Below are 26,169 nucleotides of genomic sequence, written 5' to 3'. Positions count from 1 at the left end.
TAATTCTGTCAACCTCAAGAAAAAATTTGTCTTGTAGAGAAGTACGCAAACACCGCTAGGAAACCATCACAGGTTAAGAAAAGAACCTCGTAGCTCTGATGATTTTCAATTGAGCGAGAGATCAGGGTTTTGGGGACAAAGGATGCTTTTCAAACACAAACTTTTGCAAACGCTCTTGCAAAACATGTGTATAGATCTGTGTTGTTGAAATATCTGAATGGCCTAGCATTTTTTGAACAGACCTCAAATCAGCACCGTTTTCCAACAAATGAGTAGCAAACGCGTGGCGTAAAACGTGTGGAGACACCTTGGACGGCATGACCCCGCCCTGTATCGCCAACTCTTTCAGAAGCTGGCCGACGCGATGGCGTGTCAGGTAACCACTCTTCCCCCGTGAAGGGAAAACCCATCCCGCATCTTTGGTCTTATCCCGCTCCAAATTAGGTAGAAAGTTGTTCCTGACCAGAAGATACCGATCCAATGCCTCACGTGCCTGGGGACTAAGCGGCACAAGCCGTTCTTTGTTCCCCTTACCCATTACAGTCAAAATACGCGGGTCACGCTGTGTTTGTGATACCTTCAAAGACACGAGCTCACTTACTCGCATCCCTGTAGCATAGAGCAATTCGATCAAAGCACACAGACGCAGGCCTTCGTCTGTGGAATTTTCTTGCGCAGCTTTTAGCAGCGCATCTGTATCTTCAACAGAAAGAAACTTTGGCAAAGATTGCGCCATACGTGGAGAGCTGATTTCCGCAATAGGGTTATCTTGCCTGATCCCTTCTTCCATAAGGAATAGATAGAACTGCTTCAAAGAAGACAAATGACGTGCCTGTGTTCGGGCACTAAGGCCTTCTGTAGTAAGATCAGCCAAATAGTTGCGAATATCCGACGCCTCAACATCTGTCAGTTCTTTTCGACCTCCTGACAAGAAGTCCTCAAAACGCTCCAGATCTCGCGCGTAAGATTCCAACGTATTCTGACTGGCACCGCGTTCTGCAGACATCATTTCCAGAAAGATGGGAATTCGGGATGAGCTAATCATCAATCATCTGCCATCAATCACCAGGCATCAATTGCCCACATGAATCAAATACCGCTGAGAACAGTAGCTTCAATTGCCAGTGAGCGAGCCTCAGTTTGCAAACCAACAGAATAGAGTGCTTCAACAACGCTCCCAAGCGCAAGGCTGTGCGTATTACCTGGCCCCTGTTCACCCAGGATGATCAGACTAAGCAAAACAACTTCAGCAAGGCGTCCCCCATTCTGCGCATCTTTTAATGCATAGAGCAAAGCAGCTGATGGCGCTAAACCTGGTGAGGCAATTTCCATAGAAGCAAGCTCTCCCCAACTCAAACGGGTTTCCTCGCCCAATGCCTGCATACAGGATCTTAACATTACCAACTGTTGGTTCAGGACTTCAGGTCCCAGGCCGCTTTGAGCAGATGCCCATCCTTTTAAGGTTCCGTATCTTTCACCACCTTCCATTCCAGAAAGTCGAGCGTACGGCCAAAGGGAGGTCAAATTTGCTGCAGCGGTTTCTTCGCTCAACATATATTGACGCGCCAAAAGCAGCCATGCATTAGCCCGTTCGTATTGTCCTGCCAGATAAAGTATTCGCCCAGCAGGTAATGCAAACCATGTCAGATCGGCAGAGTGCGGAATCTCAGCTACCAGGTCGGCAACAACGCGTGACATCAGAATACCCATGCCATCTGTCTCTGCCTGATCAAGAGCAGCTTTCACAATCTCGGCTCTTGCAGCAGGTACAGTCTGTAATTGTGTAGCCTGAAGGAATAAAGCACGTAATTCCGGGCCTTCGTGTTTTATTTGCCCACCAACAACACCATCAAGCTCAGCCGGTTCAAAAGCGTAACGACTATAAAGATCAACCAGAGCATTAGGAGACAGAGCACCGCTTCTTACAGCAACTTCAGCAGCATAAACACGTCTATCCAAAGGGTAGCTTTCTGTCGAGATCAAAGCTCTGCGAACTCCTGGATCGAGAAAATCATCAAGATCAGCAGGAAGTTGAGTTGCTGAAAGCGCAGCCAGCGCCCAGTGAATGGGTTCAACACGCCCAGCACTTTTGCCGGATAATTTGATGTTTGCACCAGACGCAGCAAGAGCAAGTTCTTCAAAAAGCGGGTCTGTTGCGTCACCTGTTTCTCTCAGTAAATCCAAACCTAAAAGAGCCTGATCAACTTGTTTTTGCAGAAAGTGGCAATAGACCATACCACGTGTCCAATAGCTGTCCTTACCTGTGGCGGACATTCCCTGAATAACCTGACAGGCATCACCATTTTTTCCGGTCATCAAAAGACTGTCGCTTCGATAACGCGCCTGTTGTTCGCTATCGGAACGTGTCGGTATACGTTGAAACAGATTATCAAGTTCAGTGTAAGCACCAAGCTCAGCCAACTTTTCCAGGCGAAGGGACAGAAGGCTTTGTTCACTCTGCAGAGGCTTATCATCCAATGGGCGTCCGGCACTCGATAACAACAGTCTCTTTGCCAGATTGTTTCCAACCGCAGAATGATAGCTCACAGGCATTTGCGTAATCAGGGCAAAAACGTCCTGCAACGAGCTCTGCCGCCACATGTCATACCCAAATCCACCTTGCCCGAGGCTAAGGGTTCCGATGCTGTCCAAATCGAGACCACCGAGACTATCAACCTGTATCCCGCCAGAGCTAATCGGCGAGGCAGGAGTCTCGGTTAAAGGTTCTCCTGTTATCGATTGGTTTGTTGTCGGTTGCTGCGGGATCAATTGCGTCTGGGCATAGGCGGAAGTGCCGCCCCCGGCAAAAAGAGCCGCCATGGAAAGCCTTAAGACAGTTCCCACGAGTGCAGATTTAGATAACTGAAACGACATCTTATTTGGTGAGGCGATCATTGGGAATGACCTTTTCCACATTGGCAGAAGGCGCGGGAATATCCCACGTCAAAAGGAAAACTCCCCCTGCGAGTAAAGCACCGATCAGGATAACAAAGACAAAAAGGCCGAATTTCTTCATGGAGCGTAAGCTTTACTCTATCTGTTTGGGTCAATAAGCTATTCATAACACCATATATCTATCACTAGAGTATGGCGAGATTGGGACAGTCTAAAACCCGGTTTTGTATCTGTAAACAATCTGTTGAGGTCCGCCCCCTTTTATTTGGCACCTCAATGGGCTGACAGTCCCTCTGTATGACCATCAACCGTCAAAACCTGACCTGAAATTTTATTTCCCTTCGGGGAGGACGCAAAGAGAATCATATTTGCAATATCTAGGGGTGAAACAAAAGTCCTCATGGATGTCTGTTTTTCAAACTGTCCACGCACCACATCAGCAGAAATATTTTGCGCCTGAGCAGATGCCTCAATCACCCGATCCATGCGCGGACCAGACACAGATCCCGGGGCAATTGCATTGACTCTAATGCCATAGGGTCCAAGCTCCATCGCCATTGTCTTGGTAATACCAACGACAGCCCATTTTGCCGCGGCATAAGGTGTTCGATAAGGAAAACCGAACAATCCTCCGGTCGAAGACAAGTTAAATATTGAACCGCTTTTTTGTTTTTTCATCAAGGGGATGGCTTCACGGGAAAAGAGAAACTGCGAATCAATATTTACAGAAATGCACTTTTGCCAAGCACCATAGTCCAGTGTTTCCAGCTCGCCTGTCGGTCCAGCAATGCCAGCATTATTAACCAACACATCCAAGCCATTGAAAGTTGCTTTCAATTCAGCAAACAAGGCCTTCACACCTTGCTCGTCCGTGACATCAAGTAAGCTTTTCGTTAGTTGCCCAACAGTCTCTGAACTCTTCTCGAAAGGAAAATCATCCAACGCCTTTTGATCAATATCACAAACGTGGACATCAGCCCCTTCACGAAGGAAAGCCTCGGCTGTCGCTCGACCAAGTCCAGCGCCCCCTGCCGTAATCAGCACACGATACCCCTGAAGATTTAAGTCCATCCCACAAGTCCTTCCAAGCTCTATCTCCTAAAAATAACCTTAGAGAACCAAAAGAAATGCACCATACATCTTTACTGAATTTAGATACAATATACGTCAGAAAAGTGTCTCTAACCTTCACAACCAGCCAATGCTTTAACAATAAACCGGGCCATTGCCCTAGCTGAACAAGCGCGACTTGAATAGGCCGCGACATAAGTACTTAAATCAGGATAAGATCTCAGTTCATAATCACTTCGAAGAGCACAAACAACCATCTTACCTTTGGTAATTTCGATAAGTTTACTCAATCGTTCTTCTTGAAGATCAACGTCATAATCCATACCGGGAAGCGGATAATCTTCGCTCACACCAATTACGATATCCTCCTTATCTATACTTTGCTCTCCAGCAAGAAGACCTTGAAAATCTATCTCTGATAAAATTTCGATATCTACAGAGGTATTTTTGAGTTCTTCGCATAGCACATCAAAAGCCGCCTGCGGATCATTAGGTCCGATACCACGCGTACTAACGACCATTTGATGTGCCTCAGCACCACTAAGGCCAATCAGCTTCACTTTGCTTTTAAACGCGTCCTTAAAAGGAATAAGGTTGTCTCGGTCACGAACAACACGAATAGCTTTTTCTGCGGCAAGATCAGCAAGATTACGATGTTTTTCAGTTGAGATATCGCTGAAGTCCGTTTCGCTGCGTCTTGTATTCCTTGCCAGTTGAATCCGGAGGCAAAAAATTCTCTCCAAAGCATTTTCAACAATATCAAGTGCAAGGTCACCTTCCTCAACGGCCTGTAGCACACCGTCAATAGTCGCCATCTGCTTGGCGACATAATTTGCTGCATCGTGCTCGTAATGCTCTTCTGACAGCATGATAATATCGCAACCAGCTTTCAGGGCCAAAATAGCAGATTGAGCCGGGTCATAGTTCTTTCGCATCCCCCACATATTCATACTGTCCGTTACAATCACACCCTGAAAACCCATTTGCTCACGCAATAAGTCATTCATAATTTTCGGGGAAAGAGTTGCGGGAAAATCAGGATCAATTTGTGGAAAGTTAATGTGTGAGGTCATAATCATTGGCAATCCGGCATCGATCGCTGCCTGAAAAGGAACAAGATCCTGATCTTGTAAATACACCAGACTTCTGTCAACTGTTGGCAGTAGCCGATGACTATCCTCACTTGTATCGCCATGTCCGGGAAAATGTTTGCCACAACATACGATGTGATTCTTCAAAGCACCTTCAACTGCTGCTTTGACATGTCGGGCAACCCTGTCACGATCTTCGCCAAACGAACGCGTTCCAATGATCGGATTATCAGGATTACTGTTAATATCAGCACAGGGTGACAAGATTACATTATACCCGCACGCCATCATTTCCCGTGCGTAAACACCATAAATTTCGCGCGTGAGAGACCTATCATCCGCCGATCCCAAAGCCAAATTTCCCGGACCAGTCGTGGTTTCGGATACAGCAACGCCCCATGCACCTTCCTGATCCACGCCAAAAATCAACGGTAGATCCAGTCTTGTTGAACTTGCCGTATCTTGCAGGGTTTTTGTCAAGTTCTTAGCTTCAGATACTGTTTCAGCATTATCCTGCGAGATGTAAAATCCAGATACATAACGCTCCTGAACAAGCTGCTTGGCATAGATGAGATCTTTGCCCCCAAATGCCAACATAAAAAGCTGACCGACCTTTTGTTCCAGCGTAAGCTTCGCTATTAACCCACGCGCATCCGCACGTGCATTTCCCATTACACACATTATCCTTTTACCTTCTATTTTTGCGGCCTGATATTTTTACGGTCAGAACAAACTAAAAGCGCAAAATGCCCTGCCACAAACACATGCAAAACAGTGCTTTAACACACCTAATCAAGCTGCCCGCTTTGCTCCGGTGATCAACCCAACAAGATCATCTGGCGTTATATCCTCAATCCGTACATTTGCTGCAGCACGTCCATGACGCAAAACCACTGCACGGTGGCAAACCTCCATAACATGTTGAATATTATGACTGATCAAAAGCACAGAGATACCTTGTGAACTAATCAACTTGATCAGGTTATTCACTTGAGCTGCCTGTTCGACCCCCAGTGCTGCCGTTGGCTCATCCATAATCACAATATCTGCCCCCCAATTCACAGCACGGGCAATAGATACTGCTTGACGTTGTCCACCGGACAGATTTTTGATTTCTTCCCTGAAAGACGGAATTCGGGAATTAAGGCGCTTCAAAGCAATTTCGCTTTGGCGGCTCATCTCTTTATGGTTCAACCATCCGAAAAACTTCAAAATAGGATTGGATGAAAGAATTTCGCGGTTCAAAAATAAGTTTTTTGAGACATCAAAGTTCGGAATAACAGCCAGGTCCTGAAATACCGTTTCGATACCTTGATCCCGTGCATCCTGCGGCGATTTGATATCGACTTCCTGTCCATTAATCAGAATCTCGCCCTTATCCTGAGGATGCACCCCGGATATACAACGAACCAACGTCGATTTACCGGCACCGTTATCGCCAAGAAGCCCAACAACTTCGCCCTTAAGGATCGAAAAACTCACCCCCTTCAAGGCTTGTACACCGCCAAAGGATTTGTGAACTTCTCTCACTTCCAGGGCATTATCCGGCACATGATATTCAGCAGTCATCTTCTGTCCTCCTTAACACCAATGGCCACAGCCACAATCAGAATAAGGCCCCTTGCAATGATCTGCTCGTTTGTCGAGAAGCCCCATAAAATCAGACCATTATTGATAACACCCATAAGCCATGAGCCAACCACAGCCCCAGCAACGGATGCACGTCCACCAAAAAGGCTTGTGCCGCCAATCGCGACTGCAGCAATAACTGTCAGAAGATCTGCCTCTCCAAGACTATATCTCGCCCCATGCAACCGTCCGGCATAGAGCATTCCGGCCATAGCAGCGGCTCCGCCAGCAATAACCATTGCTGTAATTTTGACTTTCACAACATTGATGCCCAAAGCACGGGATGCCGTCGGGTTCCCGCCTACGGCCAACAGATGACTGCCAAACCTGGTTTTAGAGAGAAATATCCACCCCAGAATAAGCGCCAGCAAGGTCCAGATAAACATAACCGACACTGGGCCAAAGCTTCCCGAACCAAAGATATAGGTGAAACTATCGTTCGTAATCGGAATTGATTCAAGATTGGTTAGTACACGCGCAACCCCCGAAATTACGCCCATTGATCCGAGCGTAATAAGCAGTGAAGACACTTTGAGCCATTCGGTAAGGACGCCATTGATTAATCCAACAAGCAATCCCGAACTCAAGCCCGCGAACACAGCCACAGGCCACGGCACCACATCTACGAGTAATCCACAGACAAGCGCAGACAAAGCCACAACAGATCCGACGGAAAGATCAATGTGTCCCACAGCCAAAGCAAATGTCATCCCCACCGCCATAACGGTGATGGGCGTTGTCTGGCGTATGATGTTCATAAAGTTTGGCGTCGACAGAAATGCCGTTTCAGACAGAACGACGGCAAAAAACGCAATCACAAGTATCAACGCGTAATAGACAAAATACTCGCGGTTAAGAATTTTATGAAACACCGGAGATCGTGTTTCAGACAGAAAAGTCATATCAATACCTTAGCTAAGGCCTCATAAATTCAAAGTAACAAAGATAATCACCAAAGAAGCAATGCTTTGTCGCTCACCCCTTATCAACCAGAGAATTATATCGAAAAGATCTGAAAGATAAAAAGAGAGGAATGGACAATGATATCATCACCCATTCCCCAGAGGATAAGTGATCTTTAACGATAAGCGGTTTCGCAACTACTGCCCTTCAACTACTGTAGGGCGTCACTTAATTTTTTTGGGATCGGACGGCGCAAAGATTTCTCCCAGGTTATAGCCAGGTTGTCTTTGGTCACCTTGTCATAGCCAACCACAGAAAACGCAGGAGACTCTTTGTCCAAAAGCCCATAAACACCGAGCATTGCCATCGCTTGGCCGATTTCATAAGGCCTGTCGGCAACCGTACCATACATGTTACCCTGCTTGATCATGTCCAACGCATTGTTTTGCCCCAGATCGTGCGTGATAACCTTGACATCACTCCGGCCCTGCGCTCGCAATGCTTCAATCACACCTTCAGCAGCAACATCCCAGGCAACATAAATCCCCTTGAGGTCAGGGTTCTGTAGAACCATTGCTGAGGCCAGTTCAAATGTTTGTCCTTCTTCGGTGAAGCCTTTTTCCGAAACAATCTCTACATCTGCATGCTTTTCCTGAATAGCAGTTCGAAAAGCATTGTCTCGATTATTGGTGATGAAATAACTGGCGTCATGATAAATGAAACCGATCTTGCCAGCACCGCCAATTGCATCGCTCATCATTTCAGCCGCAGCAACACCCATACCGTACATATCGTCGGTCACTATGCCAGTATATTCAACATTGGGTTTATAGCCTGCAATTGGATTAGAAAGCAGAACAAGTTCAGTTCCCTTATCCACAGCCGGCTTGAACGCTGCGCCGCCACTTACCGGATCAACAACCAGTGTCAGAATAATATCTGGGTTCAAGGCAAGGACATTTTCAACATCACTCGCCTGTCGTGCGGAATCAAATTGCGCATCCGTTGTCGCAACAACCTCAATGCCCAATTCTTCAAACTTTGCCTTCGCCCCCTCTGTAACAGCATTAACCCAATCACCCGAAGCATGCCAGACTAGTGCAGCCTTGTAGTTCTTGCCTTTAATCGCAGCGACTTCATCTGAAGTAACCGCGATATTACTTGCGGGTTGGGCGGGATTTCCATTTGGACCTTCAGGTGATTTTGCTAAATCAATCCTTTCAAGTGGTCCTGCCTGTGCTGCTGAAATACCAACGGTAATCCCCGCTGCAAGTAAAGAAGTCCAAGTTAAAACTTTAATTTCTTTCACACCAAACACGTTCAGTCTCCCATTTGCTTATTATTTGTTTCATTTAATGGTATTAGAAAATTTATATTTGTCAAATATTTTGACTAATCATTATTAACCAAACAATATCAATAAATTAAAGTTTTAAATTTGCTATTGTCATTTTACTCAGTAGATTGAAACAATCATTTTACAAACAAGGCATTTAGCTTCATGCCCCCAAAAGGGACCAATCTAGAACAGACAAAAGCACACAACCTACGCCTGGCTTTAAGTGAAATACTTTCCAGTGATGAAATCTCGCGCGCAGATATTGCCAAGCGTACTGGCCTAACACGCCAGACGATTTCTAACTTGGTCGAAAAACTCCTTGAAACAGGCTTGGTAACAGAAGGCAATTACAAAAAAGGTGGTACCGGAAAACCATCACGGATACTCCAAATATCATCGTCAGCGGCCTTTAGTATCGGCATTCGGATTGAGATCAACAAAATCGCCATCAGCCTTGTCAATTTGTCCGGAAAATTAATTCATTCCGAGCAGATTAGCGCGACATACTCTACCGATGAAGACATCATTCGCCTGATCGAGCCGCTTTGTCTTGATGTATTAAGAGAAACCAATACTGATATCAAACGCGTGCTGGGCATCGGAATCATCATGGCTGAGAATGATGATAGAAATCATCATCACGCCAAAAGTGATATTGTGACAGATCCCAAAAAAATTGCCGAACTTCTATACAAAGAGCTGGATATACCTACTTTTCTTGAAACCGCCGCCGCTGCCGCTGCGCTGGCAGAGTTTCTACAAGGAAGCGCCCGTAATTTCAGAAACTTCATCTACCTTTTTATCGGACCAGACTTATCAGCTGGTCTGATGGTTGATGGTAAAATATATGGCGGCAGATCAGCCCGCGCGGGGTCTATCGGACATCTTGTCGTCAATATTAATGGACCAATTTGCACCTGTGGAAATCCCGGGTGTCTTAACGGTTATATATCACTGGAATCATTGGCAACATATATACAAAAACGGGATAAAACACCCTGTGATCCCTATGATATTTTTACAAATATCACCCCAAACGATCCAAGAATTATCTCCTGGCTTGAACAACAAGCAGAATATTTCCGGGTAGGTATAAACTCGCTGGAAAATCTATACGATCCCGAAACCATTATTCTGGGCGGCGACTGTCCTGATTGGTTTCTTGAAGCTGTTATTCGTCTATCCAGACCTTTTATGCGCTCTATTAGCGAGAGGGGTGAGCGTGATCTACCGCGTGTGATCAAATCACCCCACGCCGATCAGATGGTACAAAAAGGAGCTGCAACCCTGCCAATACATGCCGCGCTTGGGGAGGAAAATGCTGCCTACAAGTCTCAAGCACAGTTTGGTACCTCCTATCAGCGACTTTCAGAATTGTTAGGCCATTACATTAACGAGAAGTAATCTTTTCAGCTAAAACATGCCGCCAAAACTGATAAAGATCAGAATTCATACTTAATTCTGTCCCTCAGCATTCTTTTCCTTTTGTTTCAGCGAAATCCTTTCTATAGGCTAGCTTCAAGTGATTAATGTGAATCGGTAAAAGGTACGATGTCATCAAACGGGAACTTTACTCCCCCCAAAACTGTTGTTCTCGTTGGTTTAATGGGCGCAGGAAAAACATGTATAGGCAAAAAGCTGGCGCAGACTTTGAAATTGCCTTTTGTAGATGCTGATGTCGAAATAGAGAAAGCTGCAGGCTGCACAATTTCTGAAATCTTCGAAGAACATGGCGAAGTCTATTTCCGTGATAGAGAACGACTGGTTATTCAACGTCTGTTGGAAGGCCCCGTTCAAATTCTGTCAACGGGTGGAGGTGCCTTCATGGACGAACTCACCAGAAGCACCATAACCGAAAAAGGTATCTCGCTTTGGCTACGCGCTGATTTGGATATCCTTGTTGAGCGGACATCACGTCGCAACCACCGCCCTCTTCTTCGCAATGGTAATCATCGCGAGATACTATCTCGGCTAATCAAAGAACGTTATCCTATCTATGAACAAGCAGATATCACGACTGAATCGGAAGAAGGTTCCGCAGATCTTACGACACGCAATGCCCTGCTCGGACTTCAGAATTTTTGCCACGCTTCATAGCAGTAGAATAAATTAAACGTGGAACGTGTCAGTAACAAACCAATACGAAGCCCAAACAAAGACCGAATAAAATGAACAAAGAAACCTACGAGCGACTAACACTTGATTTAGAAGATCGCAGCTACGACATTCTCGTCGGCGAAAATTTAGTCACAAATGCAGGTTCGCTTGTTCGCCCTTTCATAAAACAGGACCGTACGTTCATCATTACAGATGAAAACGTTGCCCGACACCACTTGCCCACACTGGAAGCGGCTCTTAGATCGAAAAACATCGAAAGCCACGCTCTGATTTTACCCTTTGGCGAACAAACCAAAAGTTTTGCTCAGCTAGATCGCGTAATCGACTTCCTCCTTAAGCACAATATTGACAGAAAATCCACGCTCATAGCTTTTGGCGGCGGCGTGATCGGTGATTTGGCGGGCTTTGCCGCAGCTGTTGTAATGCGTGGCATTGATTTCATACAAATCCCAACCACCTTGTTATCTCAAGTAGATAGCTCTGTAGGTGGGAAAACAGGTATTAACACTGCCCGCGGGAAAAATCTGGTTGGAAGTTTTCATCAACCAAAACTCGTTCTTGCAGATACAAGTCTGCTTGAAACCTTGCCAAACAGAGAGCTTCTTGCCGGCTATGCAGAAGTTGTGAAATACGGCCTAATCAATGACCCACAGTTTTTTGATTGGCTAGAAGACAAGGCTCACAAAATTATCGCCGGGGACATTTCCGCCAGAACACATGCCGTGTTAGTTTCCTGTGCAGCAAAGGCCAAGATCGTCGCACTGGATGAAAAAGAATCTGGAGCACGGGGATTACTTAATTTGGGACATACTTTTGGCCATGCTTTGGAAGCTGAAGCGGGATATAATGGGTCTTTGCTTCACGGCGAAGCCATCTCTATCGGTATGGTTATGGCGCACGACTTATCTGCGGAACTAGGTCTATGTTCAGAGCAGGATGCCCAAACTGTTCGCGCGCACTTTAAAAATATTGGTCTCCCAATATCAACAGATTATGTATCCTCTAATGCCTTGGGCGGAAAAAAGCTTGAAGTTTCTCGCCTGATGGATCACATGAGCAGAGATAAAAAAGTAAGTAACGGACGCCTGACCTTTGTTATGACAAAAGGTATTGGTCAGGCTTATCTGGATAACGCGGTGGACATGGCAGTCGTTTCTGATTTTATGAAACGCTTTATTGCCTAAACGTATCATTCCGCCTTATTCACAACCCCTGAAAGGGCCATGGAAACAGAGTTAATTCTCGCTATTAGTGCCATTGTGGTACTACTCGCAATCTCCGCCTTCTTTTCCGGTGCAGAGACTTCGATGACAGCGTCTTCAAAGCCACGCATGCATACTCTTGAGCAAAGTGGCGATAAGAAAGCACAGATTGTAAACAAACTTTGGTCAGCAAAGGAACATCTGATCGGTTCAATCTTGCTAGGCAACAACCTCGTGAACATTCTGGCTTCTGCATTGGCAACATCAGTGTTCCTGAAACTATTCGGGGAGACCGGTGTTATCTATGCGACTTTGACCATGACCGCACTTGTCCTTGTTTTTGCCGAGGTTCTTCCAAAAACCTATGCCCTGAGACACTCTGACAAAGCCGCCTTGGCATCGGCCCCGATTTTACGCCCAATCGTCTTCATTTTTGGCCCCGTTGCCCTCGCAGTTGAGAGCATTGTTAAAGTTATTTTGGCAATTTTCACGCGCTCAGATACCGCAGATGAAATGAACGAATTTGCCGAAGAAGAGTTGCGAGGCGCGATTGATCTCCACGAAGGCGAAGGTGAAGAAGTACGTCACGAACGCGAGATGCTCAGATCAATTCTGGATTTGGATGACGTTGAAGTTGATGAAATTATGACCCATCGACAGGATGTAAATTCAAGCGACATTGATCAATCACCCGCCCAGGTGATTGAAGACGTGCTGTCTAGCTCTTATACCAGAATTCCATTGTGGCAAGACAAACCCGATAACATTGTCGGTGTTTTACATGCGAAAGCACTTCTACGCGCAATTCGCGCCCATGATGGCGAACTTGATCGAGAGACTCTGATTTCAATCGCCAGTAAACCATGGTTCATCCCTGAATCGACAAGCCTATTGGCACAGCTTCATGCTTTCCGTGATCGTCATGCACATTTTGCCATCGTTGTCGACGAATACGGTGAAATGCAGGGGATTGTCACGCTCGAAGACATTCTGGAAGAAATTGTCGGCGATATTACTGACGAACACGACATCGATATCGAAGGCGTCCAAACGGTGACCGATAATGAATTTATTATCAACGGAACCGTAACCATCAGGGACTTAAACAGACAGTTTGAATGGAGATTGCCCGACGACGAGGCCGCAACATTGGCAGGACTAATTTTACACGAAGCACGTCAAATTCCTAAAGTAGGACAGGCCTTTGTCTTCCATGATATGAGGTTCGAAATTCTGGACCGCAAACGTCACCAGATTACGTCAATACGCGTATCCCCAATACACGAATAAGATACCGGTATAGATTATCTATAACAGCAGAGGTCAGTACATATGCCCTTATCCCAGGCAGTCGAACGAAAGCACCTTCATCAACGCCGTTATGACTTTCAGGGATTTGAGCGTGAAGATGATCTATGGGATATTGAAGGACGCATTACTGACGTTAAGTCCTATGCTTTTAAGAATCAGTTCAGAGGAACCATTGAATCTGGAGAAGCCCTCCACGACATGTGGATCCGTCTAACGGTTGATATCAATTTTGTTGTGCAAGACATAGAGGCTTGTATCGATGATAGCCCCTATTCAATCTGTCCTTCAATAGCTCCAAACTTTAAAAAAATTATTGGTTTGAAAGTTGGTCCGGGATGGCGGGCTGCCATTCGCCGCGCTGTTGGTGGAACAGAAGGCTGCACACATCTTGTCGAAATGCTGGGCGCAATGGCAACCGTTACGTTTCAGACCCTTTACCCCGCAATGATAAAACATCAGGCGAAAATAAAAGAAAACACAACGGCAGAAGAAAACTCACAAAAACGCCCCGGCATTATAGATACCTGCCACGCCTATAGCTCTGATGGAGAGATTGTGCAGCATGAGTGGCCGGACTTTTATACTGGCACCACGTAGCTATACCGGCCAGAAATCACGATTATTTATTCTTTGATATTGTTGGATATTGCGACGCAGGGATTGGCTTCCAGCCTCTTTTTTCCTGAGCCGCTGTTCTGAAATAAGAAAGTGTGAAAACCCGGATTGCAGCTGTTAAACTGGATTGAACTCGCCTTCCTTCGACAAGGTTACAAACCTCGTTCAGCGCAAGGCCTTCTCGTTCGCAAATCTCGTTCAGTCCACGCCACATCATTGGCTCTAAACGTAATGACGTACGCCGCCCAAGAACCGTTACATTCTTCAACACCAACCCATTTTTTCCGGTCAATCGCATCATCTCCTTTTGAAGATCTCGTCGACTTTGCGAAAGAAATGACACAGAATCATTGTCTTTCGCCATTCAGAAAACACCTTTACCCGTAGAATTTATCTCTGCAGAGGTGTTCGCCTTGATCTGCAAAGCGTGAATTGTCGATGCAAGCTCTTCTTTTAACAACTCATGAACCATTCGCTGTCTGTTAACCCGATTAACACCCGCAAACTTTTCAGAAACAATTTCAACTGAAAAATGGCTTTCCCCGCCTTCGCGATACCCTGCATGGCCTATGTGATGATGCGAATCATCTGTTACCACAAGATGAGAAGGCGATAATTCTTCCCGCAATCGCGCGTCAATTGTTTCTGTCATTCCCATGGTACTGCACCCTATTACCCATAGATATCAACTTGATAATGCCAGTATAGTACCTATCAATACACAACATTTTCAATGTAATTTAGAAAATTACCTTTAAAATGACGTTAATTCACGATAATTTCACGCCACAATTTTCTGCTGTCCCCCAGTCGAACAAGGCCATTTCTAATCATCACTCCACGATAGAATATAAGCATACAAAGCCTTTGGTCTTAATTATTTCATAAGGCTGGTACTTGTATCAGGACGTAATAAACACCATAATTCCGGTATGAAAAAATCAATGCACGATGCTTCACTACAAACACCTTGGGACCCGGCAGAAATGAAAAACTGCTGCGAGGCCGAAGGATGTGAGAATGCCGGGGAATATCGAGCGCCAAAATCCAGGATTAAATTAAACAGCTACTATTGGTTTTGTCTCGACCACGTCCGGAAATACAACACAGCCTGGAACTATTGTAAGGATATGGACGTCACTGATGTTGATCGATTGCGACGGCAGGATGCTGTCTGGGGAAAACCAACCTGGCCGTTGAACGGCGCGGGTAAAGAAAATTATGCAAAAAAATTGGATGATTTAGGTAAAGCATGGCGATCTTTTACCGGGCATGAGAACAAGCACTCAGAACAGACCCAAAAATTTATGCCTGAAGAAGAACGAAAAGCGCTTCGTGTATTGGGACTCGAAACAATAGAATCCTTAAAACAAATCAAGAAATGCTATCTGGCACTGGCAAAAGAACTACACCCGGACACTAATGGTGGCGCAAAAGGAGCAGAAGATCGGCTCAAAAAGGTCAATCAGGCCTATAGCCTTTTAAAAAACAGCATTTTTATAAAAGAAACACTTCAAGAAACCGATCTGACGTCCTAGTGTAACGTCCGAGAAATAATAACACCCTAACAGCAGTATGGATGCGACGATGTCCTCTAAAGTAATTGGCCATGGCGAAATGATCATGGGCGGCCCCGATACAACAGTTTCAGCACGCGAAGCTTTTGGCATAGACAGTGATATGCAGGTACCTGCATTCAGTACACGTAACGAATACGTTCCAGAAGAAGATCCAACCTACCAGTTTGATCAAGATACAACACTGGCACTCCTCGCGGGGTTTGCCTTTAATCGTCGTGTGATGATTCAAGGCTATCACGGAACAGGTAAATCAACCCATATTGAACAGGTTGCATCCCGCCTGAACTGGCCCTGTATTCGCGTAAACCTGGATAGTCACATAAGCCGTATTGATCTTGTTGGTAAAGACGCCATTGTCCTGAAAGAAGGCAAGCAGGTCACCGAATTTCGCGAAGGCTTGATGCCTTGGGCATTACAGCGCCCCGTTGCTCTGGTTTTTGATGAATATGATGCTGGTCGTCCCGATGTCATGTTTGTTATTCAGCGTATTCTAGAGGTCGAAGGACGTCTGACCCTTCTTGATCAGAATCGTGTCATTACCCCTCATTCATCATTCAGACTGTTTTCAACCGCCAATACCGTTGGTCTGGGTGATACAACGGGCCTCTACCACGGCACGCAGCAGCTCAACCAAGGTCAGATGGATAGATGGAACATCGTTTCCACTCTGAATTATCTTCCGCACAAAGATGAAATGAATATCGTTCTGGCTAAACATCCGGAATATGACACAGAAGAAGATCGTGATCTCATCGCAAACATGGTCTCTTTGGCTGATCTAACCCGGAGCGGCTTTATCAATGGCGATATTTCTACCCTTATGAGCCCGCGTACTGTTCTGTCATGGGCCGAGAATGCCAAGATCTTTGATAATATTGATTTTGCTTTCCGCCTCACCTTCCTGAACAAGTGTGATGAAATGGAACGACCACTCGTGGCTGAATACTTCCAAAGATGCTTTGGACGCGAGTTAGTAGATGGCAGTGAAAGATCTTCGTCGTAACCGACGAGGACCAAGACGGTAAGTAGCAGGTATGAGTAAAGCTGAAACGCCTTTAGAACAATTTAAGCGCGCCACATCTTCCACAGTCAGGGCTATGGCAAAGAAAAGTGACCTCAGTGTCGTTTTCTCCGCCAATGGTCGCGGCTTGAATGGTGATGAGTTGAGGCTTCCCATACCTGCGAAAGATTTACCCGCTAACGATGTACAGCGTATACGCGGGCGTGCAGATTCAACATCACTTCGCCTACGATATCACGATGCAAAAACCCACCAAAAATTGAAACCGTCTGATAGTCAGGCTGCAGCTATCTTTGATTCCGTCGAACAGGCACGCTGCGAGGCTCTTGGCATGTCACGTATGGAAGGTGTTGCCCAAAACCTCGAGGCCCTTCACGAAGACATTCTTGATCAGATGGGATACGGGAACGCTGTTACTTCAGATGATGTTCCCCTGAACGAAGCTATGGCTGTGTTGGCCCGTGAAGCCCTGACAGGTAGAGGTCTAGAGAAAACATCTGCCAAAATAGCTGAAATCTGGCGCCCCAACCTCAGTCAGGAAATTTTCGAGACTCTTGATGGCTTAGGTGAGCACGTCACAGATCAGGCGCAGTTTGCACGAGCGTTACAAGATCTTCTCGGTCAATTGGATTTTGATGTCGAAGATAGTGAAGAATCAGAAACGGAAGAACAAGACGACCAAGATCAGCTAGACGATACATCTGAAGATCAGGATCAGCAACAGACCTCGGAACAATCAGCGCCCATGGAAGCCGAAAGTAGCGACCAGGGTGATGCCGAAGGAGCACCTGATGACGGTGGTGAAAGCGACGGGCAACAAATGGACGGGCAAGGACAAGATTCAGCTGGTTCTCCCGACCAACAACCAGAATTTGACTCAAACCATAATTTTTCCGCTGTTCACGGCTATACATCTTTCACGACACAGTTCGACGAAATTATCGAAGCACAGGATCTGTGTGAAGATGAAGAATTATCCCGCCTCAGGGAACTGTTAGATAAACAGCTCTCCCATCTTCAGGGTGTTATATCCAAACTGGCGAACCGTTTGCAACGACGTTTGATGGCTCAGCAAACAAGGAACTGGGAATTTAATCTGGAAGAAGGTTTGCTAGATACGGCACGCTTGACCCGCGTTGTAACAAACCCCATGCATTCCCTTAGCTTTAAACAGGAAAGCGACACCGAGTTTAAAGACACTGTTGTAACGCTGCTCATCGACAATTCCGGTTCCATGCGTGGTCGTCCTATCACCATTGCTGCAATGAGTGCTGATATTCTGGCCAGAACACTGGAACGTTGCGGTGTTAAAGTCGAAATCTTGGGCTTTACCACAAAAATGTGGAAAGGCGGACAATCTCGTGAGCGTTGGATTGAGCAAGGAAAACCCGGTAGTCCAGGCCGTTTAAACGATCTTCGACATATCATTTACAAAAAAGCTGATGCCCCGATGCGCCGCGCCAGAAAAAACCTCGGTTTGATGCTGCGCGAAGGTATCCTGAAGGAAAACATTGATGGTGAAGCACTGTTGTGGGCTCACAGTCGTTTACTCGCCAGAACAGAGCACAGGCGCATTCTTATGGTTATTTCCGATGGCGCCCCAGTGGATGATTCGACACTATCCGTAAACAGTGGCAGTTATCTGGAAGATCATTTACGTGAAGCCATTGATCTCATCGAAAAGCGATCGCCAGTTGAACTTCTTGCCATTGGTATTGGGCATGATGTCACCCGGTACTACAAGCGCGCTGTCACAATCAGTGACGCAGAGCAGCTCGGTGGCATCATGATGGAAAAACTGGCAGAACTGTTTGCTGAAAGTCCAAGAGGAAAAGACAACCCTTTGGAAAACATGAAACGCTAAGCCTTTCATCACTCGTTCAAATTTGTTTCTTTAACCCCGCAGCTTACATCAAGCTTGCGGGGTTATTTTTAAGAATGATTCGCAAACACACTTGACACTTATCAATCACAGCACTATTAGTTGCGAATGATTTTCAGTATCGGTTTTAATGATAGTGCCTGACAACTTAAAAAATACGCAAGACTCCATGGATGATGCGAGCAATCGCTCTGGTCAAATGCCACGGGTTTCAGCAGAAACTTTGATGCAAAATACCAGAGAAATTGTCATTGAATACCAAGGTAGCGATTACCGTCTTCGCATTACTTCAAACAACAAACTGATACTTACGAAATAATCTCGTCTCTCGGGTGCAAAGAGAGATCGCCAGCCAGCTCGCCACCTTGTCTGAAAGACATATCAAGCCAGCCAGCCAGCAATGTTACTGCAACATTCCCCGGTTTGGTTTTTTGATAAGGTGCGTGATCCGTGCAATATATTTCTTACAAAGGGCTCTTGCTTGCAAGCGCGGCTCTGACTCTTCTATCTACGCCCCTAAAGGCTCAAGATAATACTTCTGCGAACAGTGACAATACGGAAACGACTGTCACGGATCAGCAGCCAGTATTTACCTTTGATACGATTTCTGTAACTGCTTCGCGTGATGAAAAACTTGCCATCGACAGTCCGGCCTCAATCTCAATTGTCACAGAAGAAGAGATTGAGCGTCGCCAAGCTGAAACCGTGCACGACCTCCTTAAGGATTTACCAAGTGTCGAATTAGAAGGCGGCACACGAAATACCGTTATAAAACCATCCATACGTGGTCTAGGTGGGCAACGGGTTGTCACACGCATCGATGGGGCTCGTCAAAATTTTAACTCTGGTCATAAAGGTGGTTTGTTTATTGATCCAGCCTTACTAAAACAGGTCGAAGTTCTTCGTGGACCAGCATCAACAATCCATGGAACAGGAGCATTAGGGGGCGTTGTTGCCTTCGAAACAAAAAGTGCTGACGACTTTCTGGAAGCTGGCGAGAAATATGGTGCCCAAATCTCAACTGGCTTTAGTACAGTGGATAATGGCGTCCATGGCAACATAACAGGTTACGCTCGTCCACTAGAGAATATTGACCTCATGGCGAGCGTGACGCGACGGAAAACCGACGACTATGATGCAGGCGATGGCAAAAAAAGAGCCTATACAGATGATGATTTGGTTTCAGGTCTCATCAAAGGCGGCATTGATATTACCGACTTCCATCGTATCGGTCTTTCATACAGACTATATCGTGACGATCATAATCTTCCCGCCACACCCGATGGATTAAGCACCTCTTCAATTGTCGAACGCGAAAGTAAAGAAGACAGCTTTGTTTTAGATTACAGTTACGACAATCCAGACAATCAGTGGTTTGATAGCTCTATTAAAGCTTATTACGACGTCACAGACATTGATGAAGTTAGAATTTCAGACGGACGCCACCAAGAACGAACCTTGGAAACATTGGGTTTAGAAGGTTTCAACACATCCCATCTAGACTTTCATGACAACGCTCAGTTAGCCGTAACTATTGGCGGAGAGATCTTCCACGACACGCAAGAGGGCGAAAGTAATGGCGCAGATATTGGCGGATATCCTGATGCTGAGCGAAACATCTACGGTGTTTACCTAGATAATACTCTAACCCTTTTCGAAGATCTCGAACTAACGGCTGGTCTTAGGTATGACTCCTATTCTCTCGAAGCCGACGGACAACAAGATTCAGACGAGACATCAACCTCTCCCCGCTTTGCTGTCAGTTATCAAGTATTGCCATTCTTGCAGCCATACGTGAGTTACGCAGAAGCTTTTAGAGCTCCCTCGTTAGGTGAAACCTACGCTTCAGGATTACACTTTCCTGGCGGCGGACCTATTCCAAATAACTTCTTTGTTGCAAACCCTAACTTAAAACCTGAAACGGCAAAAACATGGGAAGTTGGAGCAAACATTAAACATGACGGTCTTTTCCGTAGCGACGATGCACTACGGGCCAAAGTTTCATACTTTAGAAATAACGTAGATGATTTTATCGAACTTGATGTTGATGTTGCTGGCGGAACCACAACAAGCAGCAACGTAACAAAAGCAAGAATACAAGGTTTCGAAGCCGAAATTCACTATGAAACACCAACCGTTTACGGGTCGCTTAGTGGCTCGAGAATTCGTGGTAAGAATTCGGACACTTCGGAACCGCTATCCGGTATTGCTGGAGACAAGGCAGCCTTAATGCTGGGTTATCATTTCCAGGACATCGGCCTTGATCTTGGTGGTCGTGTCCTTGCTGTTCGCGATCAAGAGCGCGTACCCAATGGAAGTGATGAAATCGACGGCTATGCCACCTTTGATGTCTTCAGTACCTGGGATGCCAACGACTATGTTCCGGGGCTAAGAATCAACGCAGGTATCGATAATATTCTCGATAAAAATTATCGGCGCGGAGCCGCCGTTCTGGATGAACCCGGGCGTAACTTCAAAGTTACAGCAAGCTTGAAATTCTAGGGAAGAGTGTCATGCAGGGGATAGCAGTGATTAGGTGGACCATCAGTTGTACAGTTGCACTTGCCCTGCATCTGGGCGGACTGTTTTGGTCCGGAAAAATCCTGCCCCCTGCTTCGGCAACGTCATCGAGGAATCTGGCGATAAACTCAAACGATCAACGCTCTGTTTCTTTGGCGACAGTTAGCTTTCAAAATCCTTCATCCTCTCCTATAGAACAAAGAGCAACACTCCATCCCGCTATAGTTCCTGATACAAAGTTGGACGTGCCAGTTACAAATAGTACTGAACAGCCACAACCGATTATAGAGATAAAAGAACAGTCCAAAACAATTTCCCCAGAAGAACTTGCTCTAACAGAACTTCTTCCGAAAACAGAGACACCTTCGGAAGAGAAGATTGCACAGGACAACCCGCCTACACCGCCAAAAGTCGTGCGGGTTAAAGCTGTTATTCCACCGAAACCAAAACCCAAGCCTAAGGTTCCTTTGAAAGTTGCAGCACAGGGAACGCCTATAAAGACTCCCGGAAAACCACATCTCCCGACAAAGTCTGATAACACAACGAAATCAAGTGCCCCGCCTGAAGTCACTCCTCCCCCTTCGCCAACGGCTCCAGTAACAACAAAACCAACGAAAAAACATACCCAGATACAACAGGCAAATATAGCAACAGCGGGTGAGGTGCAAAACAAGACCAAGAGTCAATCCAGCTCTTTGAACGAACAAGGCTTGAACCAGGCAGGCCAGGGCCAAAAGCGACTGTCCAACAATCAAATCGCTTCGCTTACGTACAATGATTTACCCCTGCTCACACAACCGTCTTTTTCGCGCCCACCGCGCCCGCCAGAGTATCCGCAACGGGCGAAGCGCAAGAAGTTGCAAGGCAACGTTGTGCTCAGAGCAAAAATAGATCGAAGCGGTATCGTTCAGGAAATTCACATCTGGCGTTCATCCGGCCATCGATTACTCGACAAAGCAGCACAAAAAGCCATGCGCGAATGGCGTTTCATCCCAGCGCGTCAAGGTGGTATTACGACGGCCTCATGGGTCGAGTTTCCTATTGATTTTTCTATTAGATAACAAGATTACGAATTCAGGAGCATGATCATGCACACCACTCCATCCGTTAAATACAGAACACCATTAGAAGCATGGAAAGACCTAAGCGCCGGAACAGCAAAAGGTTATACTCGTGACATTGCCCGCGCGATGAATATTACAGAGGGGCAACTTGTTGCTGCTGGTGTTGGTGATAACGTCATCCGTCTTGAAGCCGAATGGGGACAGCTTATTCAAGAACTCGGTTCTCTTGGAGAAGTAAAAATCATTACCCGCAATGAACATGCTGTACATGAGAAGGTTGGCTTCTTTGATAAAATAAGTGCGAAAGGGCCTATGGGTATCGTCTTGAACCGCGAAATTGATCTCAGGTTATTTTTGACAAAATGGGCATTTGGTTTTGCAATCACAACAAAGACCAGCAAAGGTAAGCGAAGAAGCTTCCAGTTCTTTGATCATGAAGGTACGGCAATTCACAAAATCTTTCTGACAGAGAATTCTCATTCAGATGCTTATGAAACACTTATTAATCGCTATAAGGCAACGGAACAATCTTCTGAACTTCAGCTGGAAAGTTACGACCAAGCTGATGCCCCGGTTGCAGATGATACAATTGATCTTGAAGCTTTGAAAGGCGGATGGGCAGCACTCAAGGACGTGCACCAGTTCCACGGTCTGCTAAGAAAACACAACTGCGATCGCCACCAGAGCTTCAGATTGATTGGCAAAGAATTCGCCGAAAAACTAACTCCTGCTGCCTTGCAAGAAGTGCTGGAACAATCCGTTGCCAACAAAATTTCCGTCATGGTTTTTGTCGGCAATAAAGGCTGCATTCAAATCCACACAGGCCATATTGAAAAAGTTAAAGAAATGGGACCTTGGATCAACATCCTTGATCCCGGTTTTAATCTGCACCTTAGACAAGACCATATTGCAGAAATCTGGCTCGTCAGAAAGCCAACCAAGGACGGCATTATAACCACTCTCGAAATTTTCAATGACAAACAAGAAAGTTTCGCCCTGCTATGCGGAGAACGCGAAATGGGTCAGCCAGAAAACACTGCCTGGCAAAATATGATCGAAAGTCTTGAACGCCACACAACAGTTTCAGCAGCAGCAGAATAGTTGGTAGAAAACAGCAAAAATGGATAGAGATACCCCCATGTCCTTTAACCCTGCGTACCTACCAAGGTCTTATAAAACGATAGTGGCATTTCTGATTTGTCTCCTGATCGCTATGAGCAGCACTCAGACAAAGGCAGATGCGAACCGGATCATTACACTTGGTGGTCCGGTTACAGAAATCGTCTACGCACTTGAAGCAGGAGACAAAATTGTCGCGACAGATACAACCAGCAAGTATCCTGCGGATGTTCTCGCTCTGCCTAAAGTCGGATATATGCGACAACTTTCTGCAGAAGGCCTTTTGAGCCTGAAGCCTGACTTGATCCTTGCTTTGGAAGGATCTGGTCCTTCACATGTATTGGAAACCATTCAGGCCGCCGGCATCAAAGTTGTCGAAATACCGGAACTGATCAACACTGCATCGATTGTTACAGGCATTGATCTAATAGCCGCTCAAACCAATAAACAAGCACTGGGGAAATCACTCAGCACAACCATATCAACGCAACTTCAGAAGCAATATACAGAAGTCAAAGATTTACCCGAAAAACCCTCTGTTCTTTTCCTCCTCAATACCGGTCACGGCGGCCCTATGACTGCAGGAGGAAACACAGCTATAGATACAATCATCACCTATGCTGGCGCAAAAAACATCGCTGCTGATTTACAGAGTTTCAAGCCATTGGCCAGCGAATACATTCTTGGCAACAACCCCGATTATATCCTGATGTCAAAGAGATCTCTCGACATAGGCGGAGGCATCAAATCTCTCCAGAAAGATCCTCTTTTGGGAAAGCTGTCTGCAGTAAAGAATGGTCGCATCGTTACACTGGATGGCACGCTTCTTTTTGGGCTGGGACCAAGAACTATAGACGCTGTGGAGACCCTGTCGTCTCAGATCAACAAGCAAAAGCTGTGAATAAAAAATGGCCCAAACCTTGACAGCCGCACCAATTCGGCGACAACAAACAAACCTTAAAAAGTCCTACTACATTTTAGGAGGGCTCTTTCTACTTCTTATCCTTTCCTCAATCATATCTCTAGGTATTGGGGGCGTTGCTATTTCCCCGCTATCAAATCTTGAACACTTTGCTGCATACATTGGCCTGAGCGAAAGTAAATTGGAATTGCACCAAGTACTAGTCATCGAATCAATTCGCCTTCCACGGATTATTCTCGGACTTGTTATCGGGGCGTCCTTGGGTCTTTCCGGCGCCGTTTTGCAAAGCCTGTTTCGTAACCCCTTGGCTGATCCAGGCCTAATCGGTGTTTCCTCCGGCGCCGCATTAGCTGTGGTTTCCATTATCGTACTGGGTGATACATTCTTTGCTGCTTTTTTAGAACTGACCCGCAATTTTGCCCTACCTGTTGCCGCCTTTATCGGAAGCCTGCTAACCACAGCATTAATTTACCAGCTATCCAGACGTGACGGCCTCACGGATGTTGCCATGATGGTGTTGATGGGCATTGCGGTAAATGCAATTGTTGGATCCCTCATAGGATTACTAACTTACTTAGCCGATGATACGGAGTTAAGGTCCCTGACCTTCTGGTCGATGGGAAGCCTCGCCGGAGCAGGACAAACCACATGGCCTTCTATTTCGGTTATGATTATTGCCTCGCTTTTTCTGCTGAAACTTTCCAGCCCTCTCAATCTCTTTTTGCTCGGCGAAGCCGAAGCTCATCATCTCGGCATTCCAACGGAACGCGTCAAGCAACAGGCCGCTATTGCCGCCGCTTGCGCGACGGGTGCCGCGGTTGCTGCAGCAGGTATGATTGGCTTTATTGGCTTGATAGCCCCGCATCTCTCCCGCTTGATTGGTGGTGCTGATAATCGTTTTGTTTTACCCGCTGCTGCATTGATTGGGGCAAACCTCATTGTTATTGCCGATACGATCGCCCGCATTATTGTATTACCAGCCGAGCTTCCTATCGGACTGGTCACTAGCTTTATTGGCGGCCCTTTCTTCTTCGCCCTCCTGTTCCGTGAATTCAAAAAGAGGCGCATGTGACTCTCAAAGCCACCGCAATTGATATAGAGATCAGTTCAGTCAAACTATTACAGAACGTTTCCATTGAATTAACCCCGGGAAAACTTTTGGGTGTCTTGGGGCCTAATGGTGCCGGAAAATCAACTTTACTTAAAGTGTTGTCAGGGGATCTTACGCCAACAAATGGCACAATTACTCTTGATGATATTCCCCTTCATAAATGGGCAAGTATTGAACTCGCCAAGCGGCGTGCCGTTATGCCACAAGCATCGCAGTTGGCTTTTCCTTTTTCTGCACGTGATGTGGTAAGCATGGGGCGATGGCCTTTCGAAAAGCTATGCACACCTTTTATCAACAGGCTCGCGGTAGAAAAAGCCATGAGCCTTGCCGATATAAAACACCTCGCTGATCGTCCCTACCCTGTCTTGTCGGGTGGTGAAAAACAACGCGTGCAACTCGCGAGAGCCTTAACCCAGAGCATAGGCCTAACAGGAGATACCGAAACAAAATTCCTGTTACTGGATGAACCAACTGCAGGTTTGGATATTGCGCATCAACATGCTGTTCTAGCCGCAGCAAAAAAACAGTGTAAAGAGCGGAATACGGCAGGCCTAGCTATTCTCCACGATTTGAACCAAGCTGCTCAATACTGCGATTCCATTGCAATTATTTCGAACGGAACATTAATCTCTAACGGCCCAACGCTTGAGGTCATGGAGCCTGAACTTTTATCTGACATTTTTAGCTGTAGTATATCCAGATCAATAGACAGTGCGTCTTCAACCCCTGTATTTATTTCTACAATCTAACAAAGAATTTACATACAAGTTTGAGTT

The 26,169-nt window shown here is 46.0% G+C and carries 25 protein-coding genes; 15 read left to right on the top strand and 10 right to left on the bottom strand.

Going from position 1 to position 26,169, the window contains the following annotated elements:
- Positions 1-121 precede the first annotated feature (121 nt).
- The 8 genes from xerD to WH96_RS17485 all read right to left on the bottom strand — a co-directional run bounded on the left by xerD (position 122) and on the right by WH96_RS17485 (position 8,907).
- Positions 122-1,045: a site-specific tyrosine recombinase XerD gene (xerD, locus tag WH96_RS17515; RefSeq protein WP_047765523.1), complete on the bottom strand. Its 924-nt coding sequence runs from the start codon at positions 1,043-1,045 to the stop codon at positions 122-124.
- A gap of 44 nt (positions 1,046-1,089) precedes the next feature.
- Positions 1,090-2,895 carry a hypothetical protein gene (locus tag WH96_RS17510; RefSeq protein WP_156176849.1) on the bottom strand — a complete coding sequence of 602 codons (1,806 nt, stop codon included), beginning with the start codon at positions 2,893-2,895 and terminating at the stop codon, positions 1,090-1,092.
- The gene (locus tag WH96_RS22365) at positions 2,876-3,016 is read right to left on the bottom strand and encodes a hypothetical protein (protein ID WP_162937909.1); all 141 of its coding nucleotides are present in this window, start codon (positions 3,014-3,016) and stop codon (positions 2,876-2,878) included. The genes WH96_RS17510 and WH96_RS22365 overlap by 20 nt, the downstream gene beginning before the upstream one ends.
- A 152-nt stretch (positions 3,017-3,168) precedes the next feature.
- Positions 3,169-3,966 (bottom strand): SDR family oxidoreductase, encoded by a 798-nt coding sequence (locus WH96_RS17505; protein WP_047765521.1) that lies wholly within the window; start codon positions 3,964-3,966, stop codon positions 3,169-3,171.
- A 110-nt stretch (positions 3,967-4,076) separates the two neighbouring features.
- Positions 4,077-5,729: a glycoside hydrolase family 3 protein gene (locus tag WH96_RS17500; protein WP_047765520.1), complete on the bottom strand. Its 1,653-nt coding sequence runs from the start codon at positions 5,727-5,729 to the stop codon at positions 4,077-4,079.
- Positions 5,730-5,849: 120 nt separating this feature from the next.
- Positions 5,850-6,626: an ATP-binding cassette domain-containing protein gene (locus tag WH96_RS17495; protein ID WP_047765519.1), complete on the bottom strand. Its 777-nt coding sequence runs from the start codon at positions 6,624-6,626 to the stop codon at positions 5,850-5,852.
- Positions 6,623-7,588 (bottom strand): ABC transporter permease, encoded by a 966-nt coding sequence (locus WH96_RS17490; RefSeq protein WP_047765518.1) that lies wholly within the window; start codon positions 7,586-7,588, stop codon positions 6,623-6,625. The genes WH96_RS17495 and WH96_RS17490 overlap by 4 nt, the downstream gene beginning before the upstream one ends.
- A gap of 212 nt (positions 7,589-7,800) precedes the next feature.
- Positions 7,801-8,907, bottom strand: a complete 1,107-nt coding sequence (locus WH96_RS17485; protein WP_218045082.1) for a substrate-binding domain-containing protein — start codon at positions 8,905-8,907, stop codon at positions 7,801-7,803.
- Positions 8,908-9,090: 183 nt separating this feature from the next.
- Between WH96_RS17485 and WH96_RS17480 the strand changes: the two genes are divergently transcribed.
- The 5 genes from WH96_RS17480 (at position 9,091) to WH96_RS17460 (ending at position 14,156) form a co-directional block, all read left to right on the top strand.
- On the top strand, positions 9,091-10,332 hold the full coding sequence (locus WH96_RS17480) for an ROK family transcriptional regulator (RefSeq protein WP_047765517.1): 1,242 nt from the start codon (positions 9,091-9,093) through the stop codon (positions 10,330-10,332).
- Between the two features lie 147 nt (positions 10,333-10,479).
- Complete coding sequence (locus WH96_RS17475) at positions 10,480-11,025, top strand: shikimate kinase (RefSeq protein WP_047765516.1); 546 nt, start codon at positions 10,480-10,482, stop codon at positions 11,023-11,025.
- A gap of 71 nt (positions 11,026-11,096) precedes the next feature.
- The gene (aroB, locus tag WH96_RS17470) at positions 11,097-12,230 is read left to right on the top strand and encodes a 3-dehydroquinate synthase (protein WP_047765515.1); all 1,134 of its coding nucleotides are present in this window, start codon (positions 11,097-11,099) and stop codon (positions 12,228-12,230) included.
- A gap of 39 nt (positions 12,231-12,269) precedes the next feature.
- The gene (locus WH96_RS17465) at positions 12,270-13,538 is read left to right on the top strand and encodes an HlyC/CorC family transporter (RefSeq protein ID WP_047765514.1); all 1,269 of its coding nucleotides are present in this window, start codon (positions 12,270-12,272) and stop codon (positions 13,536-13,538) included.
- Between the two features lie 42 nt (positions 13,539-13,580).
- Positions 13,581-14,156, top strand: coding sequence for a DUF2889 domain-containing protein (locus WH96_RS17460; RefSeq protein ID WP_047765513.1), 576 nt, complete (start codon positions 13,581-13,583; stop codon positions 14,154-14,156).
- 22 nt (positions 14,157-14,178) lie between these two features.
- Here the strand turns inward: WH96_RS17460 and WH96_RS17455 are convergent, their stop codons facing one another.
- Both WH96_RS17455 and WH96_RS17450 read right to left on the bottom strand, forming a co-directional pair.
- Complete coding sequence (locus WH96_RS17455; protein WP_053006107.1) at positions 14,179-14,538, bottom strand: ribbon-helix-helix domain-containing protein; 360 nt, start codon at positions 14,536-14,538, stop codon at positions 14,179-14,181.
- Positions 14,539-14,832, bottom strand: coding sequence for a BolA family protein (locus WH96_RS17450; RefSeq protein ID WP_047765512.1), 294 nt, complete (start codon positions 14,830-14,832; stop codon positions 14,539-14,541).
- Between the two features lie 286 nt (positions 14,833-15,118).
- On the opposite strand from WH96_RS17450, the gene WH96_RS17445 reads away from it, so the two are divergent.
- The 10 genes from WH96_RS17445 (at position 15,119) to WH96_RS17400 (ending at position 26,142) form a co-directional block, all read left to right on the top strand.
- Positions 15,119-15,712 (top strand): J domain-containing protein, encoded by a 594-nt coding sequence (locus WH96_RS17445; protein ID WP_047765550.1) that lies wholly within the window; start codon positions 15,119-15,121, stop codon positions 15,710-15,712.
- A 49-nt stretch (positions 15,713-15,761) separates the two neighbouring features.
- Positions 15,762-16,757 (top strand): cobaltochelatase subunit CobS, encoded by a 996-nt coding sequence (gene cobS, locus WH96_RS17440; protein WP_047765549.1) that lies wholly within the window; start codon positions 15,762-15,764, stop codon positions 16,755-16,757.
- 31 nt (positions 16,758-16,788) lie between these two features.
- A complete protein-coding gene (gene cobT / locus WH96_RS17435) occupies positions 16,789-18,639 on the top strand; it encodes a cobaltochelatase subunit CobT (protein ID WP_047765511.1) in 1,851 nt (616 codons plus the stop codon).
- A gap of 154 nt (positions 18,640-18,793) precedes the next feature.
- Positions 18,794-18,976, top strand: a complete 183-nt coding sequence (gene hemP, locus WH96_RS17430) for a hemin uptake protein HemP (RefSeq protein ID WP_245629507.1) — start codon at positions 18,794-18,796, stop codon at positions 18,974-18,976.
- Positions 18,977-19,107: 131 nt separating this feature from the next.
- Positions 19,108-21,159, top strand: coding sequence for a TonB-dependent hemoglobin/transferrin/lactoferrin family receptor (locus WH96_RS17425; protein WP_047765509.1), 2,052 nt, complete (start codon positions 19,108-19,110; stop codon positions 21,157-21,159).
- 26 nt (positions 21,160-21,185) lie between these two features.
- Complete coding sequence (locus tag WH96_RS17420; RefSeq protein WP_162200166.1) at positions 21,186-22,238, top strand: energy transducer TonB; 1,053 nt, start codon at positions 21,186-21,188, stop codon at positions 22,236-22,238.
- Positions 22,239-22,265: 27 nt separating this feature from the next.
- The gene (locus WH96_RS17415; RefSeq protein ID WP_047765507.1) at positions 22,266-23,342 is read left to right on the top strand and encodes a hemin-degrading factor; all 1,077 of its coding nucleotides are present in this window, start codon (positions 22,266-22,268) and stop codon (positions 23,340-23,342) included.
- A 19-nt stretch (positions 23,343-23,361) separates the two neighbouring features.
- Positions 23,362-24,261: a heme/hemin ABC transporter substrate-binding protein gene (locus WH96_RS17410; protein WP_082130561.1), complete on the top strand. Its 900-nt coding sequence runs from the start codon at positions 23,362-23,364 to the stop codon at positions 24,259-24,261.
- A 7-nt stretch (positions 24,262-24,268) separates the two neighbouring features.
- Positions 24,269-25,354: a FecCD family ABC transporter permease gene (locus tag WH96_RS17405; RefSeq protein ID WP_156176847.1), complete on the top strand. Its 1,086-nt coding sequence runs from the start codon at positions 24,269-24,271 to the stop codon at positions 25,352-25,354.
- Complete coding sequence (locus WH96_RS17400; protein WP_053006100.1) at positions 25,351-26,142, top strand: heme ABC transporter ATP-binding protein; 792 nt, start codon at positions 25,351-25,353, stop codon at positions 26,140-26,142. Before WH96_RS17405 ends, WH96_RS17400 begins: the two co-directional genes overlap by 4 nt.
- The last annotated feature ends 27 nt before the right edge of the window (positions 26,143-26,169 follow it).

The organism is Kiloniella spongiae, from assembly GCF_001026905.1.
Lineage (GTDB): Bacteria > Pseudomonadota > Alphaproteobacteria > Kiloniellales > Kiloniellaceae > Kiloniella > Kiloniella spongiae.
The sequence above is the reverse complement of the archived record's forward strand: the minus strand, read 5'-3'. Positions and strand labels throughout refer to the sequence as shown.

Bases quoted from the DNA above. Each gene is read 5' to 3' on its own strand.
- WH96_RS17505 (WP_047765521.1), bottom strand. From the start codon at position 3,966: ATGGACTTAAATCTTCAGGGGTATCGTGTGCTGATTACGGCAGGGGGC.
- xerD (WP_047765523.1), bottom strand. From the start codon at position 1,045: ATGATTAGCTCATCCCGAATTCCCATCTTTCTGGAAATGATGTCTGCA.
- WH96_RS17450 (WP_047765512.1), bottom strand. From the start codon at position 14,832: ATGGGAATGACAGAAACAATTGACGCGCGATTGCGGGAAGAATTATCG.
- aroB (WP_047765515.1), top strand. From the start codon at position 11,097: ATGAACAAAGAAACCTACGAGCGACTAACACTTGATTTAGAAGATCGC.
- WH96_RS17465 (WP_047765514.1), top strand. From the start codon at position 12,270: ATGGAAACAGAGTTAATTCTCGCTATTAGTGCCATTGTGGTACTACTC.
- WH96_RS17510 (WP_156176849.1), bottom strand. From the start codon at position 2,895: ATGATCGCCTCACCAAATAAGATGTCGTTTCAGTTATCTAAATCTGCA.
- WH96_RS17495 (WP_047765519.1), bottom strand. From the start codon at position 6,626: ATGACTGCTGAATATCATGTGCCGGATAATGCCCTGGAAGTGAGAGAA.
- WH96_RS17415 (WP_047765507.1), top strand. From the start codon at position 22,266: ATGCACACCACTCCATCCGTTAAATACAGAACACCATTAGAAGCATGG.
- WH96_RS17445 (WP_047765550.1), top strand. From the start codon at position 15,119: ATGCACGATGCTTCACTACAAACACCTTGGGACCCGGCAGAAATGAAA.
- WH96_RS17410 (WP_082130561.1), top strand. From the start codon at position 23,362: ATGGATAGAGATACCCCCATGTCCTTTAACCCTGCGTACCTACCAAGG.
- WH96_RS22365 (WP_162937909.1), bottom strand. From the start codon at position 3,016: ATGAAGAAATTCGGCCTTTTTGTCTTTGTTATCCTGATCGGTGCTTTA.
- WH96_RS17405 (WP_156176847.1), top strand. From the start codon at position 24,269: ATGGCCCAAACCTTGACAGCCGCACCAATTCGGCGACAACAAACAAAC.
- WH96_RS17490 (WP_047765518.1), bottom strand. From the start codon at position 7,588: ATGACTTTTCTGTCTGAAACACGATCTCCGGTGTTTCATAAAATTCTT.
- WH96_RS17475 (WP_047765516.1), top strand. From the start codon at position 10,480: ATGTCATCAAACGGGAACTTTACTCCCCCCAAAACTGTTGTTCTCGTT.
- cobT (WP_047765511.1), top strand. From the start codon at position 16,789: ATGAGTAAAGCTGAAACGCCTTTAGAACAATTTAAGCGCGCCACATCT.
- WH96_RS17500 (WP_047765520.1), bottom strand. From the start codon at position 5,729: ATGGGAAATGCACGTGCGGATGCGCGTGGGTTAATAGCGAAGCTTACG.
- WH96_RS17480 (WP_047765517.1), top strand. From the start codon at position 9,091: ATGCCCCCAAAAGGGACCAATCTAGAACAGACAAAAGCACACAACCTA.
- WH96_RS17460 (WP_047765513.1), top strand. From the start codon at position 13,581: ATGCCCTTATCCCAGGCAGTCGAACGAAAGCACCTTCATCAACGCCGT.
- WH96_RS17455 (WP_053006107.1), bottom strand. From the start codon at position 14,538: ATGGCGAAAGACAATGATTCTGTGTCATTTCTTTCGCAAAGTCGACGA.
- cobS (WP_047765549.1), top strand. From the start codon at position 15,762: ATGTCCTCTAAAGTAATTGGCCATGGCGAAATGATCATGGGCGGCCCC.